At 64.6% G+C, this 15,426-nt stretch carries 15 protein-coding genes; 7 read left to right on the top strand and 8 right to left on the bottom strand.

Annotation, left to right across the window (positions count from 1 at the left end; translation table 11 throughout):
- Nucleotides 1-11: 11 nt before the first annotated feature.
- Together AC1DDG_RS15845 and AC1DDG_RS15840 are read left to right on the top strand one after the other, a co-directional pair.
- The gene (locus AC1DDG_RS15845) at nt 12-269 is read left to right on the top strand and encodes a hypothetical protein (RefSeq protein WP_476876791.1); all 258 of its coding nucleotides are present in this window, start codon (nt 12-14) and stop codon (nt 267-269) included.
- Nucleotides 266-1,255 carry a cyclase family protein gene (locus tag AC1DDG_RS15840; RefSeq protein WP_230120973.1) on the top strand — a complete coding sequence of 330 codons (990 nt, stop codon included), beginning with the start codon at nt 266-268 and terminating at the stop codon, nt 1,253-1,255. Before AC1DDG_RS15845 ends, AC1DDG_RS15840 begins: the two co-directional genes overlap by 4 nt.
- 105 nt (nt 1,256-1,360) lie before the next feature.
- On the opposite strand, the gene AC1DDG_RS15835 is transcribed toward AC1DDG_RS15840, so the two are convergent.
- Nucleotides 1,361-2,062 (bottom strand): SCO1664 family protein, encoded by a 702-nt coding sequence (locus AC1DDG_RS15835; protein ID WP_476876790.1) that lies wholly within the window; start codon nt 2,060-2,062, stop codon nt 1,361-1,363.
- Nucleotides 2,063-2,065: 3 nt separating this feature from the next.
- On the bottom strand, nt 2,066-2,737 hold the full coding sequence (locus AC1DDG_RS15830; protein ID WP_230120977.1) for an MSMEG_4193 family putative phosphomutase: 672 nt from the start codon (nt 2,735-2,737) through the stop codon (nt 2,066-2,068).
- Between the two features lie 87 nt (nt 2,738-2,824).
- Between AC1DDG_RS15830 and AC1DDG_RS15825 the strand changes: the two genes are divergently transcribed.
- Nucleotides 2,825-4,213, top strand: a complete 1,389-nt coding sequence (locus AC1DDG_RS15825; protein ID WP_476876789.1) for a sigma 54-interacting transcriptional regulator — start codon at nt 2,825-2,827, stop codon at nt 4,211-4,213.
- A 14-nt stretch (nt 4,214-4,227) separates the two neighbouring features.
- Nucleotides 4,228-6,234, top strand: coding sequence for a vWA domain-containing protein (locus AC1DDG_RS15820; RefSeq protein ID WP_476876788.1), 2,007 nt, complete (start codon nt 4,228-4,230; stop codon nt 6,232-6,234).
- Between the two features lie 18 nt (nt 6,235-6,252).
- Here AC1DDG_RS15820 and AC1DDG_RS15815 read toward each other — a convergent pair whose 3' ends face one another.
- From AC1DDG_RS15815 to AC1DDG_RS15805, 3 genes are all read right to left on the bottom strand, one after another.
- Complete coding sequence (locus tag AC1DDG_RS15815) at nt 6,253-6,702, bottom strand: CBU_0592 family membrane protein (protein WP_230120988.1); 450 nt, start codon at nt 6,700-6,702, stop codon at nt 6,253-6,255.
- A gap of 167 nt (nt 6,703-6,869) precedes the next feature.
- Nucleotides 6,870-9,059, bottom strand: a complete 2,190-nt coding sequence (locus tag AC1DDG_RS15810) for an amylo-alpha-1,6-glucosidase (RefSeq protein WP_476876787.1) — start codon at nt 9,057-9,059, stop codon at nt 6,870-6,872.
- A gap of 171 nt (nt 9,060-9,230) precedes the next feature.
- Nucleotides 9,231-9,485, bottom strand: a complete 255-nt coding sequence (locus tag AC1DDG_RS15805) for a hypothetical protein (protein WP_230120991.1) — start codon at nt 9,483-9,485, stop codon at nt 9,231-9,233.
- 241 nt (nt 9,486-9,726) lie between these two features.
- Between AC1DDG_RS15805 and AC1DDG_RS15800 the strand changes: the two genes are divergently transcribed.
- From AC1DDG_RS15800 to AC1DDG_RS15790, 3 genes are all read left to right on the top strand, one after another.
- Nucleotides 9,727-10,485 carry an SDR family NAD(P)-dependent oxidoreductase gene (locus tag AC1DDG_RS15800; RefSeq protein WP_476876786.1) on the top strand — a complete coding sequence of 253 codons (759 nt, stop codon included), beginning with the start codon at nt 9,727-9,729 and terminating at the stop codon, nt 10,483-10,485.
- A 740-nt stretch (nt 10,486-11,225) separates the two neighbouring features.
- Nucleotides 11,226-11,387 (top strand): hypothetical protein, encoded by a 162-nt coding sequence (locus tag AC1DDG_RS15795; protein WP_230121067.1) that lies wholly within the window; start codon nt 11,226-11,228, stop codon nt 11,385-11,387.
- Between the two features lie 48 nt (nt 11,388-11,435).
- Nucleotides 11,436-11,675 (top strand): TetR/AcrR family transcriptional regulator, encoded by a 240-nt coding sequence (locus tag AC1DDG_RS15790; RefSeq protein ID WP_230121065.1) that lies wholly within the window; start codon nt 11,436-11,438, stop codon nt 11,673-11,675.
- 72 nt (nt 11,676-11,747) lie between these two features.
- Here the strand turns inward: AC1DDG_RS15790 and AC1DDG_RS15785 are convergent, their stop codons facing one another.
- From AC1DDG_RS15785 to AC1DDG_RS15775, 3 genes are all read right to left on the bottom strand, one after another.
- Nucleotides 11,748-12,566 carry an IclR family transcriptional regulator gene (locus AC1DDG_RS15785; RefSeq protein WP_230121064.1) on the bottom strand — a complete coding sequence of 273 codons (819 nt, stop codon included), beginning with the start codon at nt 12,564-12,566 and terminating at the stop codon, nt 11,748-11,750.
- A gap of 299 nt (nt 12,567-12,865) precedes the next feature.
- A complete protein-coding gene (locus AC1DDG_RS15780; protein ID WP_230121062.1) occupies nt 12,866-13,672 on the bottom strand; it encodes an HpcH/HpaI aldolase family protein in 807 nt (268 codons plus the stop codon).
- A gap of 122 nt (nt 13,673-13,794) precedes the next feature.
- Complete coding sequence (locus tag AC1DDG_RS15775; protein ID WP_476876785.1) at nt 13,795-15,078, bottom strand: MFS transporter; 1,284 nt, start codon at nt 15,076-15,078, stop codon at nt 13,795-13,797.
- Nucleotides 15,079-15,426: the final 348 nt, after the last annotated feature.

The following is a 15,426-nucleotide window of genomic DNA, read 5'->3' as shown; positions in this document are numbered from 1 at the left end:
GGAACCAAGACATGCACCAGACCAGACGAGCCATCGAAGCCATCTTCGTCCTGACCCTCGCTGCACTCCTCCTTGGCGGCATTCTGTTCGTGGCAGGCCAGGCCATCGCCCTCACCACCGGCCAAGGCGATTGGCTGGGATTCTTCAACGAATCCATCAAACCCCCGCTGTGCATCGCGGCCTCCGTGTGCGCCGTCGCCGGCTTCCTCCTCAGCTACAAGCACCCCCAGAAACAGGGACAGACACGGCAGGAAGCAACCACACGATGACAAACCCGACCGGCGACGGCACCTACCCGAGGTTCGCCGAACTGCTCGAAAGGGAAGGCCGGCTTGCCGGGACATCCTGGGGATTGTTTCCCGAACCGGACCGCGGAACGCCATCCTTCATCGTCCAGGACACCATCCTGGAAGCCAGGAGCTGCATCAGGACCGGCACGGTCTTCGGCCTCGACTACCCAGCCGACGCCTTCGATCCCGGAATGTCACTCAAACGCAGTGCACCGCGCCACACGATCTACTCCTCCCATCCTGCCCACCGCGACGACTACCTGGACGGGTACTACCTCCAGGGATCTACCCAGATCGACGGACTGCGCCACCGCCGGGCGGACGACGTCGGCTTTTACAACGGCACCCCGGATGACCGGATTAGGGAAGGCACGCCGGACCTCGGCATTCAAGAATGGGCAGACAAACCCATTGCCGGCAGGGGAGTGCTGATAGACCTCGAGGGATATCGCGCCGGCCAGGGTTCTCCCATCGACCATGCTGGAGGCGAACCGCTCGGCCTTGACCTGATCCAGGCGGCAGCCGAGGCCCAGTCCGTCAGCCTCCGGCCGGGCGACATCGTCATGCTCCACACCGGCTGGTGCGAATGGTTCCTGGACCTGACACTGGAGGACAAACAACGGACCCGTGACAGCCGGCGGGCCACCGGCGTCGGTCAGTCACAGGAGTTTGTCGCCTGGGCGTGGGACCACCGGGTCGCGCTCCTTGCCGCCGACAACTTTGCTCTCGAATGCCTACCCCCGGTCCCAGCAAGCCCCTTCCTTAGCAGTGCCCCCCACGACCACGGCATGATGCACCAGCAACTCCTCGCCAAACTCGGCATGCCCCTAGGCGAACTATGGCGGCTCGGACCCCTCAGTCGATACATGAAAAGCGCCGGCAACTGGGACGCGTTCATCAGCATCAAGCCTCTGAACATCACCGGAGGAACCGGTTCACCCGCCAACGCCACCGCGTTTATGTGATTCCGGTTGAAGAGGCAGAGCGCACGGAACTGGACCAATGGCGCGACCTCAGCCTCAGGCCGGGCATCGACGGCTGAGGTGCAGCCGTCAAAGAGTCCTGGACACTCACACCAGCGGCCACGGGTACCGCATGCCGGTGCGGTCAACCGGCAGCACCCTTTCGTGCAGCATGCGCCGCACCCGGCGCTGCAGTGCGGTGACCTCCGCGTCGTCGAGGAGCTCGGCCACCTCGACAGGCACGGCCTCCGCGAGCGGAGCGATGTCCTCGAGCAGGGCGCCGTGGATGGGTTCACCCGCGAAGTCCCAGATCACGGTGCGCAGCTTGAACGCTGCCGAGAAGCACAGCCCGTGGTCTATGCCCCACACCCGTCCGTCATGGCCGCGCAGCACGTGCCCGCTCTTGCGGTCGGTGTTGTTGGCGATGTAATCGAACAGGGCGATCTGGGACAGGTCGCGATGGGTCTCTGGTGCGTCGGCATACAGAGTGAAGTAATGCTCGCTGAAGTCGCACTCGATGAACCACTGAAGCGAACCGATCCCCAACGGGGCGTCCTCGCGAATCACCGTCAGCGGCACGATTCCCCACTCCAGGGCCTCGCTGAGCAGGTACGCCGCGCGTTCCCGACGGTACAGTCCGGGCTCGAAATCGGACAGCGGCCGTTCCCCGGTTTCCGGCTTGTAGACCGCCCGAGCGGAGTCGTCCCCACAGGAGACCTGAACAAGGAACGTCTCGTTGCTGCTGCGCGGGAGGCGTCCGAGCAGCTCGACGCGTCCCGCGCCGAGCAGTGTCACCTCCCGCCCCGACACCCGCTATCCCGCCCTCAGCCCACTGAGGGGTTCCGACGTCGAATTCACCATGAGCACAGCGGGCGCCTGGCCCTCCACATACGCGATGGCCGAAACCGACCCCGGGCTGATGGCGATCCGCTGGAAGAGGTCCAGGTGCGTGCCCAGGGCGTGGGCCACAGCGGCCTTGATGGGATCTGCGTGGGAGAAGCATACGACGACGCCCCCGGCGTGGGCTGCGCACAGTGCCTCGAGCGCCCCGACGATCCGCGCCTGCATTTGCGTGAAACTCTCGCCGCCTGGGAAGCGGAAGGCCGACGGACTGTGCTGCACGGTCTGCCACTGCGGCAGGCCCGCCAGTTCGGCGAGCTGGACGCCGGTCCACTCGCCGAAGTCGCACTCGATGAGGCCGGCGTCCTCTTGCACCGCCAGTCCGGTGCGGGCTGCCGCGGGCTCCGCTGTCTCACGGGTGCGCTCCAGCGGCGAGGAGTAGACGCCATCGACCGGAAGGCCCGCGAGCCGTTCCGCGACCCGGTCAGCCTGGGCCCGGCCCCGGTCGGACAGATGCAATCCCGGGGCCCGCCCCGGCAGGACCTTGCCCGTGGTGGGCGTTTCCCCGTGGCGCACCAGCAGGAGAAGGGTTCTCTGCGGTCCCGACGGTGGTGCCGGTGGTGCCGCCGGCGCTGCTGCAGTCATCAGGATCAAGCGTAGCGGCAGGGGCCCCGACCGGGAATCGGAAGAATTTGCTCGATTCCCCGCACGTTCGAGGACTACCGTAGAGAGGTGAGTGACCGTCCCGATATCTTCACTGTTGGCGAACTGCGTGCAGCCGGCCACGTCCACAAGGACCTGCGCCACGAAATCCGCGACAACCTCCTCGCTGCGCTCGCCGCCGGCCGCGATCCGTGGCCCGGGATGTTCGGTTTCAGCCGGACCGTCCTTCCCCAGCTCGAGCGTGCCCTGATCGCCGGCCACGACGTCGTCCTGCTCGGCGAACGGGGACAGGGCAAAACACGGCTGCTCCGCACGCTTGCCGGGCTGCTGGACGAGTGGTCGCCAGTGATCGAGGAATCGGAGCTGAACGAACACCCGTACGAACCGATCACGGAGCACTCCCGAGCCCGCGCCATCACCGAAGGGGACCGGCTGCGGGTGGCGTGGCGGCACCGCTCGGAACGTTACGTCGAAAAGCTCGCGACGCCGGACACTTCCGTCGCCGACCTCATCGGCGACGTCGACCCGATGCGGGTGGCCGAAGGCCGCCGTCTCGGGGACCCGGAAACCATCCACTACGGTCTTGTCCCGCGCTCCAACCGCGGGATCATCGCCATCAACGAGCTGCCCGACCTCGCCGAGCGGATCCAGGTGGCCATGCTCAACGTGATGGAGGAGCGCGATATCCAGATCCGCGGCTACGTGCTGCGGCTGCCGCTCGACGTGCTCGTCGTCGCGTCTGCCAACCCTGAGGACTACACGAACCGCGGCCGGATCATCACGCCCCTGAAGGACCGCTTCGGCGCCGAGATCCGCACCCACTACCCGATAGAGCTCGACGACGAGGTTTCCGTAATCCGGCAAGAGGGGCGGCTGGTGGCCGATGTCCCGCCCGTCATCCTCGAGATCCTGGCCCGCTATACACGAGCACTGCGGCAGTCCCCGGCCATCAACCAGACCTCCGGGGTTTCCGCGCGGTTCCCCATTGCGGGCGCCGAAACGGTGGCCGCCGCGGCCCTGCGCCGGGCCAGTATGCGCGGGGAGGACGAGGCCGTCGCCCGGATCGTCGACCTGGAGGCCGCAGCGGAAGTCCTCACGGGGAAGCTTGAGTTCGAGTCCGGTGAGGAAGGGCGTGAACAAGGCGTCCTTGACCACCTCCTGCGCACCGCCACCGCCGAAGCGGTGCGGGCGCACTTTAAGGGTCTCGATATGGCCCCACTTGTGGCTGCGCTCGACGGCCACAAGACCGTAACTACCGGGGAACAGGTCACCGCGCGGGAGTTCCTCCAAAACCTCCCGTCCCTTAACGGTTCCCGCCTTTACGACCAGATCAGTGAGCGCCTGGGCGCGAAAAGCGACGGGCAGCGGGCTGCCGCCGTCGAACTTGCATTGGAAGGTCTCTACCTCGCCCGGCGGATCTCCAAGGAGTCCGACGACGAGGCGACGACCTACGGCTAGGTACAGGAGGGGTCATGGGCGTTCACAACCGGTCCTCCAAATACGGCCGGTACACCGGAGGGCCGGATCCGCTCGCCCCGCCGGTGGACCTGGCGGAGGCACTTGACGCCGTCGCCGAGGACGTCATGGCAGGCTACTCGCCCCGGCACGCCCTGCAGGAGTTCCTGCGGCGCGGCGGCCGGAACCGGGAAGGGCTCGACGACCTCGCCCGGCGCGTTCAACAGCGCCGGAGTGAACTGCTTAGCCATCACCGGCTGGACGGCACCCTCAGCGAGGTCCAGAAGCTGCTCGACACCGCGGTGCTGGAGGAGCGCAAGCAGCTCGCCCGCGACGCCATGATGGACAACACCGACCGTGCCTTCCGGGAGCTGCAACTGCAGAACCTGCCCCGATCCACGGCAGCAGCGGTCAACGAACTCGCCTCCTATGACTGGCAGTCGAGCGCCGCCCGGGAAGCCTACGAGAGGATCAAGGACCTGCTGGGCCGCGAAATGCTTGACCAGCGGTTCGCCGGCATGAAACAGGCGCTCGAGAACGCCACCGATGAGGACCGCGCAGCCGTGAGCGAGATGCTGCGCGACCTCAACGAGCTGCTCGGCAAACACCGGCGCGGTGAGGACACCGACGCGGACTTCCAGGAGTTCATGGCCCGGCACGGCCAGTTCTTTCCGGAAAATCCACAATCAGTCGAGGAGCTGGTGGACGCCCTCGCCCAGCGGGCTGCTGCCGCCCAGCGGCTCCTGCAATCCATGTCCCCGGAGCAGCGCGATGAGCTGATGCGGCTGTCCGCCCAGGCGTTCGGCTCGCCCGAACTCATGGGCCAGCTCGGTCAACTCGACTCCAGCCTGCGCGCCCTGCGCCCCGGCGAGGACTGGAGCGGCTCCGAACGTTTCGAGGGTCAGGAAGGACTCGGGCTGGGCGACGGCACCGGCGTGCTCCAGGACATCGCCGAACTCGACGAGCTGGCCGAACAGCTCTCCCAGTCGTACAACGGGTCGCGCCTTGACGACCTGGACCTCGATGCCCTCGCCCGCCAACTCGGACAGAATGCTTCCGTGACGGCCCGCACCCTCGCCGAAATCGAGCGGGCGATGCAGGACGGCGGCTACTTGCGCCGCGGGGCCGACGGCGACCTTAGGTTGTCGCCGCAGGCCATGCGACGGCTAGGCAGGTCGCTGTTGCGGGACACCGCCAGGCAATTGTCCGGCCGGCAGGGGCGCCGCGACGCGCGCGTCGCCGGGGCGGCCGGCGAGCAGACCGGGTCCAGCCGCCAGTGGGAGTTCGGCGACGCAGAGCCGTGGGACGTTACCCGTACCATGACCAACGCGATCCGCCGGACCATTGCCGACGGCGGTGATCCCAGCCGCGGCCTGCGCCTTGGCGCTGGTGACATCGAGGTGACGGAGACGGAGGCGCGCACGCAGGCCGCCGTCGTGCTGCTCGCCGACGTGTCGTTCTCGATGGCCGCCGAGGGGCGATGGGTGCCCATGAAACGCACCGCCCTCGCCTTGCACCACCTCGTCTCAACCCGGTTCCGCGGGGACCGGCTGCAGCTGATCACGTTCGGCCGCTACGCCCAGTCCATGGACATCGGCGAGCTCACGGCCCTTCCGGCCCTGCGGGAGCAGGGAACCAATCTGCATCACGGTTTGCTGTTGGCTGGCCGTTTCTTCCGCAAGCACCCTTCGATGCAGCCCGTCCTCCTCGTGGTGACCGACGGCGAGCCCACGGCGCACCTGTTGCCCGACGGCGAGTCGTGGTTCTGCTGGCCGCCGGACCCGGAAACCATCCGCGCCACGGTCGCCGAGCTGGACCGCCTAGGGCGTGCCGGCACCCAAGCAACGTTCTTCCGGCTCGGCGATGACCCAGGCCTCGAATCGTTCGTCCAGCGTATGGTCCGCCGGATCGACGGCCGGGTCGTTGCGCCCGAGGCCGGGGACCTGGGGGCTGCCGTTGTGGGGGAGTACCTCCGCGCCCACTTCCGCGGCCGCGCCTACGACGACACCGACTGGGCGGTTTAGAACTTCGCCCCGGACCGTCTACGCATGTGCATTGGCAGGAACGACTGAAGGGCCCATATCGCAGGCCGAAGCGGGTTCGCGGTATCGTTCAGCACCCGGCAAGCAGGCGCCGGACTGATGTCCCGTAAATTCCGTTTGGCATCCTCCCGGATTCTGCGAAACCGATGTAATTTGCCCCTGCGCCGATGCGGTTTGCAAAGAACCGATGCTGATTGCTGGTTCAGCGGCGTTGCCCTTGCGCAGGATCCGCAGGAGGCCAGTGACCGAGATGAGGAACCAGACGATGTTGGTCACTACGGAGGGCCAGGCGCCGTGGTAGGCGCCGTTGATGATGAAGGCGAATGAACCTAGGAGATTGCCCACTTGGAAGCGCCGTCCCGTCCGGACCCAGCCCATGGATACGGACAGGTAGGCGGTCAACATCACTGCTGCTCCAGTCCATCCCGCGATCTCGGACAGCACGTCCATGGTTCTCCTTCTGCTTTTTTGTGTTCTTCAGGGCTGGCGGGAGCAATGCCAGGGCTTGAGGGGGTTGCGTGAACGTTATGTTCACTCCGTGAACGTTCAGCTAATTGTGGCACGGCAAAAGGCCGGATTCAACGCCGGCGCCTGCTTACCCCTCGCTTAAAACCTCTTTAACCTGAGGGCGGCCGGTCCGCCTGGCGGCGTGCTTCAGTTCGCCGGCGATGGGCCTGCTCGACCAGTTCAATCATCCACGGACGGTGCCCGCGGTGGAACGCCATCCCTTCAGGCAGTCCCTGGACGGAGGGGACGGAGTTGGCAATATCGATAGTGATGCGGCCACCGCCCAGCGGAGCGTTGGTGATGTGCAGGTCCCCATACGACTCCGGAAGAACGGGATCCATCCATACGCCGCCGGCGGAAACGACCGGGTCATACCGCATCAGGCTGGTCACGAGCTGGATCGGGGCGGTCGCTGCCCAGGCCTGCGGCGAGCACGCCGTTGGATAGGGCACGGGTGTGGCGAGCTGCTCCCGGCTGAAGCCGCAGAACAGCTCGGGGAGGCGGCCGTCGGAGTGCTCGGCCGCATCCATCATGCCGGTGGCGATCCGTTGCGCCTCGGCCACGAAGCCGTAGCGGAGGAGTCCGGCGGCGACGATTGCGTTGTCGTGGGGCCAGACCGATCCGTTGTGGTAGCTGGCGGGGTTGTACGCGCCCATGTCGCTGGCCGAAGTACGTACGCCCCAGCCGCTGAACATTTCCGGGGACATCAGGCGTTCCGCCACCTGCGGGGCCTTGTCCTCGTCAATGAGGCCCTGCAACAGGCAGTGCCCCATGTTCGAAGCGCACGCGTCGACCTGCCGCTTCTTGCCGTCGAGGGCGATGGCATAGTACCCGCGTTCAGGTATCCAGAACTGCTCGTTGAACTGTTTCTTCAGCCGCGCCGCCCGGTCGGCGAGTTCGTTCGCAAAAGCCGTGTCCCCGGCGTCGTACGCCAGCCACGCGCGCGACAGATACGCGACGTAGACGTAGGCCTGGACCTCGCAGAGTGCGATGGGCGGCTCGGCCAAGGTTCCGTCGGCGAAGTTGATGCCATCCCAGGAATCCTTCCAGCCCTGGTTGATCAGCCCCTGGTCATTGAGGCGCTGGTACTCGACGAAGCCGTCGCCGTCCCTGTCCCCGTAGTTCATGATCCACTCCAGCGCACGGTCCGCATGGGGCAGCAGGGCAGCTATGGTATCCGCGGCGAATCCCCAGCGGCTGACCGCCCCGAGCACCATCAGGAACAGGGGCGTCGCATCGACGCTGCCGTAGTAGTTTGATTTGCCGCCCAGAGATAGCCCGCTGGAAACGTCGAGCCGGACCTCGTGGAGGATCTTGCCCGGTTCCTCCTCGGTCATCGGGTCCACCACGGTTCCCTGGCGGTCTGCCAGGGTCTGCAACGTGCCCAGGGCCAGGGACGGGTCCACCGGCATCGCCATTACCGAAGCCCACAGCGAGTCCCTGCCGAACAGGGTCATGAACCACGGCGCGCCAGCGGCCACCACGACACGTTCCGGATGATTGGGGTCCTCGATCCGAAGAGCGCCCAAATCGTCGTAGCTGCGACGCAGGGTCCTTTCTATCGAGCGGTTCCCCATCTGCAGGACCGGAATCTTCGCCACCCAATCCCGTCGGCGCCGGTCCCGGGGGGACAATCCCTCCCCCTCAGAATGGACAAATGCCGTCGCGGAACCGGCTCCCTCGGTGCTGGGCAGCACGGTCAGGACTGTGCTCCAGTGTCCGTGCGACGGGACGGACACCCGGTACGTCACGGTATCCGCCGAAATGTCCGCACCGGGGGCTTGGACAACCACGCCCTTCCGGACGTCCTGCCAGACGCCCCGAACGGTGAGAGCGTCGGCGTCGGCCTGGCGGCTTTCTTCCCAGCGCCGCTGGATCCGTGCCTCTTTGACCTCGAAGAGGTCCGCGAAGTCCGCCTCGATCCTCAGTGCTATTACGCAGTCGGCCGGTTCCAGGGAGTAGTTGCGAACGGTGACCTGCTCCTGGATGCCGGCCCCCACTTCCCGCAGGCGCTCCACGATCAGGGGGCTGTCGGCGTAGCCGTCTGAGCGGGGAACCCGTCCGACAAACAGCGCCCGGTACGGCTCCTTCGTTTCGGCCGCCAGCGGCTCAAGCGGCTGGCCGTCAACCGTAAGGCTCCAGCCCGAGAGGATGCGGGCGTCTTGCACGAAGAGGCCATGGGGATGTTCGGCACGGATGTCCCCGTTCGGCAAAGAAATGCAAAAGGATGAACCCTCGACCAACGTGACCGTCCCGGCCCCCAGCGGGCCGGCCGCCGTATCAGCATTCCACCCAGCCATCGAGGCCACCTCCGAGCAACTAGCGACAGCGTGCCGTCACCTGTGAGTCCTGCGGCTGCCCGCGCCGTCGTTTCTCCGACCGACGCTACGCTTGCTGGCTCCCCCAAGCTAGGGGCTGGCGTCGGTAGTGCTTTGCGAGGTTAGCGTGGGTGACATTGGATGCTGATTTCTCTATTCGCCGTACATCAGACCAAGGAGGAATGCATCCAATTCCTTGCTGACGCTCCGGGAGGATTCGGTGCCGCCGGAGGCATCAATCTCGTCGCCCTCCAGGCATAGGCCCACCCACGGCAGGCACGTTAGCTGAGGGGAGCGACGGTGTGCCTGCACGTCCGTTTCAACCTGGCGCGGGGAAGCAGCAGCCGCGGCGAACGTGCGGACCGGGTGCTTCTGGCCGATGGCGACGGCCCGATGAATGATCGACATGATGTCTTCCTTTCTGACTGTGCCGCGGGGAACGTCTATGTTCTCTCGGCGGACATTTACGGGGAGCGGGGTCTAAGATAATTGAACGTGACGTTCATTTCTCGAACGACTGCGTTTCATTGTGGCATGGCTCACCTTGGGAATCAATGCCCTTCCGGAGAATCCTGCTTGCGCCACCGAACGAAACGCTAGGGTTCTGCAGATCTTGCCAAAATCGGCAGGCAAAATGATTGGAAGAGCTATGCAACTTGAAGGCAAGACCGCCCTGATCACCGGCGGGGGACGCGGAATAGGCCGCGGTATCGTGGACCGCTACCTGGAGGAAGGAGCCCAAGTCGCCGTGGTCCAACGCCAGCCACTCGAGCCCGCCCTCGAGGGGCACCCGGGCCTTCTCGGCATCCAGGCGGACCTGAGCGTCCCGTCCGCTGCAGCTGAGGTTGTCGATGGCACAGCTTCGCACTTCGGCGGCATCGACATCCTGGTCAACAACGCCGGGATCATGTTTGAGCGCAGCGTCTCCGAAATCCTGCCGGCCGAGTGGGATCTGATGATGGCCCTGAATATGCGGGCGCCGCTGTTTCTGGCCCAAGCCGCGTTACCGCACATGCGCCGGCGAGGCGGGGGAAGCATCATCAATATCGGCTCCATCGAAGGTCTGGCCGCCAACCCCGGCCATGCCGCCTACTGTGCGTCCAAAGCCGGCATTCACGGGATGACCCGCGCCATGGCGGTGGACCTGGGTGCGGACAATATCCGGTGCAATGCGATTGCGCCAGGATGGATTGCTTCCGAACTGAGCGAAGCCTACCTGGCCTCCCAGCCCGACCCGGCAGCCGCATACAGGGCCCTGGATCGCCTACACCCTGTGGGGCGCATAGGGCGCCCCGCCGACGTCGGCGACCTCGCCGTTTTTCTGGCAAGCGACAGGTCCAGTTTCATGACCGGGGAGATCATAGTGCTCGACGGTGGCAGGACAGCAAAGCTGCCCCTGCCATTTTGAAGCGGCCGGCACCCGAAAGGCGCGGGTCCTCCAAGAATGCCCGGCCCGCCCGCCCGGCAGGCGTCGTGCCTGGCCTTCAGTCCGCTCCTGGGGCCGCCTTGATGACCAGGGCTTTATCGAGCCTGCAGATCATGACTCTTCCCAGGCCGGCATCCTGGATCATCCAGAAGACGCTGCGGTCTATGGCAATCATGTCTATCCTCCCGGAGATGGCGCTTCCGTCACTCCGAAGCACGCGAACAGCGTCACCCCGGGAGAGATGGGACCAATCCGGTACTGGCCGGGAAGGAAGGGCCGTTCTGCGGGTAAGGTTCCTGGGCCCTCTTGGAGTCACCTTCAGGTCTGGGGAAGCTGATTGCAGTGCTTGATGTCGCATGATGGCCGTCCGTTGGGGCTCGCTCTCGAATCCTGATTCGGCTGATGGGGGCAGTGGGCTTGAACGCGGTCGCCGTTGACGGCACTGCCAGACCGCCCCACATCTCAGGGTGTTCATACAGTGAACACGACGTTCAAGTTACCGTGACGTGGGTAACTCGTCAAGAGCGCGCCACCTTCACCCGATCTGGTTCGCGACTCCGTTGAGAAAACCTCTTGCAAAGCCAGGTGAGTCGCGCCACAATAGGAATACGTTCATAAATTGAACGTTACGTTCAGAAATAAACGAGCCGGGTGCGTTTCCCAGCCGAAAGTTTGCTCCCGTGGAACCCCTGGTTCCCTTCCCGGTCAGTGAGGACCTCATCATGAATGCTCTCCAGCGGACTCTCGTCACCGCCGTCGCTCTTTTCCACCACGCCACTACCCAGCCTGACCCAGGCTCCGGCTCCGCATCACCCGCCGCGGCCGGGGCGGGAGTTATAACCTGCGGCCCCTGGGAAGGGTTGTACTTCGAGGGCAGCGCCTAGCTCCCCCGCGGTACATCGGATCTTAGGACGACAGTCAGAGGTGAAGACATGACCCACTGGCGGCAGAAGCCCAAGCGAAACGACCCCAAGGTGGTCGGCGAGGTCCTCCGCGAACGAAACGAAAGAAGAACAGCTGCCCTGATCGCCTGCATCAGCGAGATGAGCAGGAGGCAGGGTCCGGACGCGGTTACTCATGCCCTGGTTGCTGAACGCGCCGGCGTGCCCGTCCAGTACGTGCAATGGAAATACCCCTCGCGCGAAACGCTCATCGCCCTCGCTCGTGCCTAACCCTGCGGGCGCATCGCTCCCGGAAGCAGGTCAAGGGAGGGGGCCTCAGTTGCGGCCAGGATTTTGAAGCTGCTAGGACAAAGCCTTCGCGACGTCGCGGGCCGCCTGGCGCAGCTGGTCGATGGTGTCGGGCAGCCGGTCCGATTTGAGGCGCTGGACGGGGCCGTTAACCGAGAGTATGCCGACCAACGCACCCGCAACGTCGCGGACGGGGCAGGCGACCACGAAGAGCCCCTCTTCAAGCTCGTCGTCAAGGATGGCGTATTCCTGCTCCCGGACCTGGCGCAGCTCCTTCATGAGAGCCTTCCGGCTGGTGATCGTGTGGGGAGTGTAGGATTCCAGCTTCTCGGGCAGCTCCGTTGCGATTTGCTCATCGCTCAGTTCGGCCAGCAGGACCTTTCCTGTTGCACTGGCGTGTACCGGGTAGGTTCCCCCCAGGTAAAGGTGCGAGACGTTCAGGTAGCGTGAGGCCGAGGCCTCGGCTATCACGTCATAAGCCAACTCACCCCGGACCATGGCGAAGCTGAATGTTTCATTGAGCTTCGCTGCATATTCGTCCAGAACGGGCTGAATCCTGGCGACAGCACCGGTGTAGGGATCGGCAATCCTGCCCAGACGGGCCATCTGCCATCCCAACAGATAGCGGTTGTCGACGCGGTCCACGAAGCCTGTCTGCTCGAGGCTCAGGAGCAGGCGGAAGGCTGTTGGGCGTGTCATCCCCACAGCGTGGGCCAATTCGGTGACGGTGATGCCTTGCCGGTGACGGCCGAGTTCGCTGAGGAGCACGGTCGCCTTGATGACGGACTTGTTGGTCAGGTCCACGGACTCATCGGCAGTCGGCGCTTCGGCTCCTGCCAGTTCCTGCACGTCTGCGCTTCGTTCCGTTGCCATGTCCGCTCCCGGTTCGAGTACTCAAGGCGGGCGGCCTTGTGATGTCGATACCCATCCTATGCTCTTTCAACTAGCGAACGGCGCGTTCAACCGGGGCTTCGAACACCGGCGCTTCCCTGCCACAAATGCGGTATGCGAACTCGTCCAGCCCCCTTTGCCGGTGAGCAGGACCGCGGCCACGCTCTCGGGCAACGGTTCCCGGCTCCGCAGATTGCTGCTGGCTCCAACGACTTCTTCGCTGGTGCTCATGGAACTCCTAAGTTCGTACGTGCCGGGCTTTGCCGGCTGTAGTCCTCGTGTCAGCTCATGACCTTTGCTGCATTGACCTGCCTGGATGCAGCAACGGCGTTGCGGGCCGCGACGGACAGCAGCCCGGTGTCAGAGGCGGTGGGCATGAAGCGGAATCCGAGGGCGGCCATCCTTTCGGAGAGTTCCGGCTCTCCGGTGTAGATACCGGGGGTGACGCCTGCTGCTGTGCAGCGGCGCGCGATGTCCGCGAGGATCCCGTCCGGTCCTTCGCCGGTCAGTTCCTCCAGTGTCACTCCCAGGCTGAGGGACAGGTCGTACGGTCCTACGAAAATGCCGTCCGGTCCGGTGGCGAGAATCTCGTCGAGATTGGCCAGACCGGCGGCTGTTTCGATCATCAGGATGCACAGGGTGTCATCCTGCGGGTTGCCCGTGGCGGGCTTTGGGTACCGGGGGCTTCGGCGGGTTGGTCCGTAGCTGCGGTTTCCGCGCGGGGGGAAGCGGCAGGCGGCTATGAGTGAAGCTGCTGACGCCGCATTCTCCACCGTGGGGAAGATGATTGCGCCTGCACCCGCGTCCAGGATTCGGCCGATGATTCCCATGTCGTGACCGGGAACGCGGACGATGGACGGTACCGAAAACAGGTGCGCAGCTTCGATCAGCGGCTGCATTTCGTGGGTTTCCGGGCCTCCGTGCTGGCCGTCAACGCAGATCCAGCCGAACCCTTCGGCTGCCAGGGTGTCCACGACGGCAGGATCGCGGAAGCTGACCCAAGCCCCGGCATGGATCTCACCGTCGTCGAGGATTAGACGCGGAGTCCGCAGCCCGCTGTTCCGTTCACTTTCACCGTAGATCTTCATTTCTTCGTTCTCCTTGTTGTCAAAGGTTGTTTGGGGCGAATATGCGCTTCGAACGGAAGGGCGCCCTGCCGACGCAAGCCCGGTCAGAGCACCCTTCCGTTCGCGTTTGCGTAGCCGCAGAGTTACTTGACTGCCACCTTGGCCAGGGGTGCTGAGGTGTCGCTCAGGCTCAGGCCTTTGGTCTCCGGTGCCAGGTACTGGGAGATGACAGCACCCAGCACACAGATGCCGGCGGCGATCAGCATCGTGGTTCCCACGCCCAAGCTGTCCACCGACATCGGGAGGATGAATGTTCCCGCTGCTGCGCCGATTCGTGAAAACGCAGTGGCGAAGCCGACCCCGGCACCACGGATTTCCGTGGGAAAGACCTCGCCGGGGTAGACCCCGGTCAGGGCCGTAGAGACGGCGTTGAAGAAGGAGAAGATGATGAAGCAAACCAAGATAACCATCGGCGAGACGTGTGCGAACAGGCCGATGACCACCAATGCGACGGCGGCGATCCACATCGGCGGGATGGACAGCTTGCGGCGTCCGACCTTTTCGATGAGGAACATCGCGGCCAGGGAGCCGGCCACCACCACGCCGTTGAGCAGCAGCGCTCCGGCCAGGCCATCTTCAACGCCCAGGCTCTCAAGCACGATCGGCGCGAAGGTGGCGATCGCGAAGTACGGGGTGACGTTGCAGACCCAGTACATGCACACGAAGATCGTCGCGTTGCGGTATTGCGGGGAGAAGAGTTTGCGGAAATTGGGCTTCTCCGCCTTCTCGTACGCCAGGTCCCTGACGTCTGCTTCCTCCATGAACTCCTGGGCAACGGCGAGCCCCTCCTCAATCCGCCCCTTGCTGATGAGCCAGCGCGGGGATTCGGGGGAACCGAGCCGGAGCAGGAAGACGATCAGGGAAGGGACGGTGCTCATGCCCAGGATGATGCGCCAGTCGGCGTGGATCGATGTGGACAGGTAGTACCCCACGGCGTAGGAGATCAGGTAGCCGACGTACCAAGCTACCTCCTGGAATGCCATGAGCTTGCCCCTCAGCTTGGCCGGAGAGAATTCGACGAGCAACGGCCAGCCGATCGCGTAATCGGCGCCAATTGCCATACCCATGACGAGGCGGATCAGGAACAACTGCCAGGCATCCGCGACGAAGAACTGAGCAGCGGAGCCAAGCAGGAAGATGGCGAGGTCGACGATGAACATCGGCTTGCGCCCGACCTTGTCGGCCAAGTAACCGCCGATGGGGCCACCAAAGAAGATGCCGATCAAGGCAGAAGCGCCGATCAGGCCCTGCCAGGTGGCGGAGAGGCTCAGATCCGACGTCAGCGCCGGCATGACGAGCCCGATGCCGCCCAGGATGAAGCCGTCGATGAACATGCCGCCGGCGATCACCGCGCTGAGCTTGTACAAGAACCGCCTCTTTTGCGGATCCGGGGCGACCGACGACTGCAAAGATGGCCTCGGGGCCGGGGTAACAGGTGTATTCACGATGGACTTCCTTGTAGATCGTGCTATTTCGAACGGGATGAAAGCTCGCCTGCGATGTCAGCGCGGCGGATTTGGGGGGCTGAGTAGTCAGGCCCGATTCGTTCATTTTTCGAACGTCGTGCTCAAAAATATGGCATGCGCCACATCCCGTGTCAATAGCTGTTGCGTAATCTCCCTGACGAAAAAAGAACCCTTGACAGTGAGCTGGCTACCTTCTAAATTGAACGCAGTGTTCAGTTTATGAACGTAGATCCCTAGTTGTCGCCTTGC

The organism is Arthrobacter sp. 10L430 (genome assembly GCF_056395245.1).
Note: the sequence above shows the minus strand (reverse complement) of the source record. Positions and strands in the feature narration are given on the sequence as shown.

Coding starts and splice junctions, on each gene's coding strand:
- AC1DDG_RS15845 (WP_476876791.1), top strand. CDS start 12: ATGCACCAGACCAGACGAGCCATCGAAGCCATCTTCGTCCTGACCCTC.
- AC1DDG_RS15840 (WP_230120973.1), top strand. CDS start 266: ATGACAAACCCGACCGGCGACGGCACCTACCCGAGGTTCGCCGAACTG.
- AC1DDG_RS15830 (WP_230120977.1), bottom strand. CDS start 2,737: ATGACTGCAGCAGCGCCGGCGGCACCACCGGCACCACCGTCGGGACCG.
- AC1DDG_RS15820 (WP_476876788.1), top strand. CDS start 4,228: ATGGGCGTTCACAACCGGTCCTCCAAATACGGCCGGTACACCGGAGGG.
- AC1DDG_RS15815 (WP_230120988.1), bottom strand. CDS start 6,702: ATGGACGTGCTGTCCGAGATCGCGGGATGGACTGGAGCAGCAGTGATG.
- AC1DDG_RS15810 (WP_476876787.1), bottom strand. CDS start 9,059: ATGGCTGGGTGGAATGCTGATACGGCGGCCGGCCCGCTGGGGGCCGGG.
- AC1DDG_RS15805 (WP_230120991.1), bottom strand. CDS start 9,485: ATGTCGATCATTCATCGGGCCGTCGCCATCGGCCAGAAGCACCCGGTC.
- AC1DDG_RS15800 (WP_476876786.1), top strand. CDS start 9,727: ATGCAACTTGAAGGCAAGACCGCCCTGATCACCGGCGGGGGACGCGGA.
- AC1DDG_RS15795 (WP_230121067.1), top strand. CDS start 11,226: ATGAATGCTCTCCAGCGGACTCTCGTCACCGCCGTCGCTCTTTTCCAC.
- AC1DDG_RS15790 (WP_230121065.1), top strand. CDS start 11,436: ATGACCCACTGGCGGCAGAAGCCCAAGCGAAACGACCCCAAGGTGGTC.
- AC1DDG_RS15785 (WP_230121064.1), bottom strand. CDS start 12,566: ATGGCAACGGAACGAAGCGCAGACGTGCAGGAACTGGCAGGAGCCGAA.
- AC1DDG_RS15780 (WP_230121062.1), bottom strand. CDS start 13,672: ATGAAGATCTACGGTGAAAGTGAACGGAACAGCGGGCTGCGGACTCCG.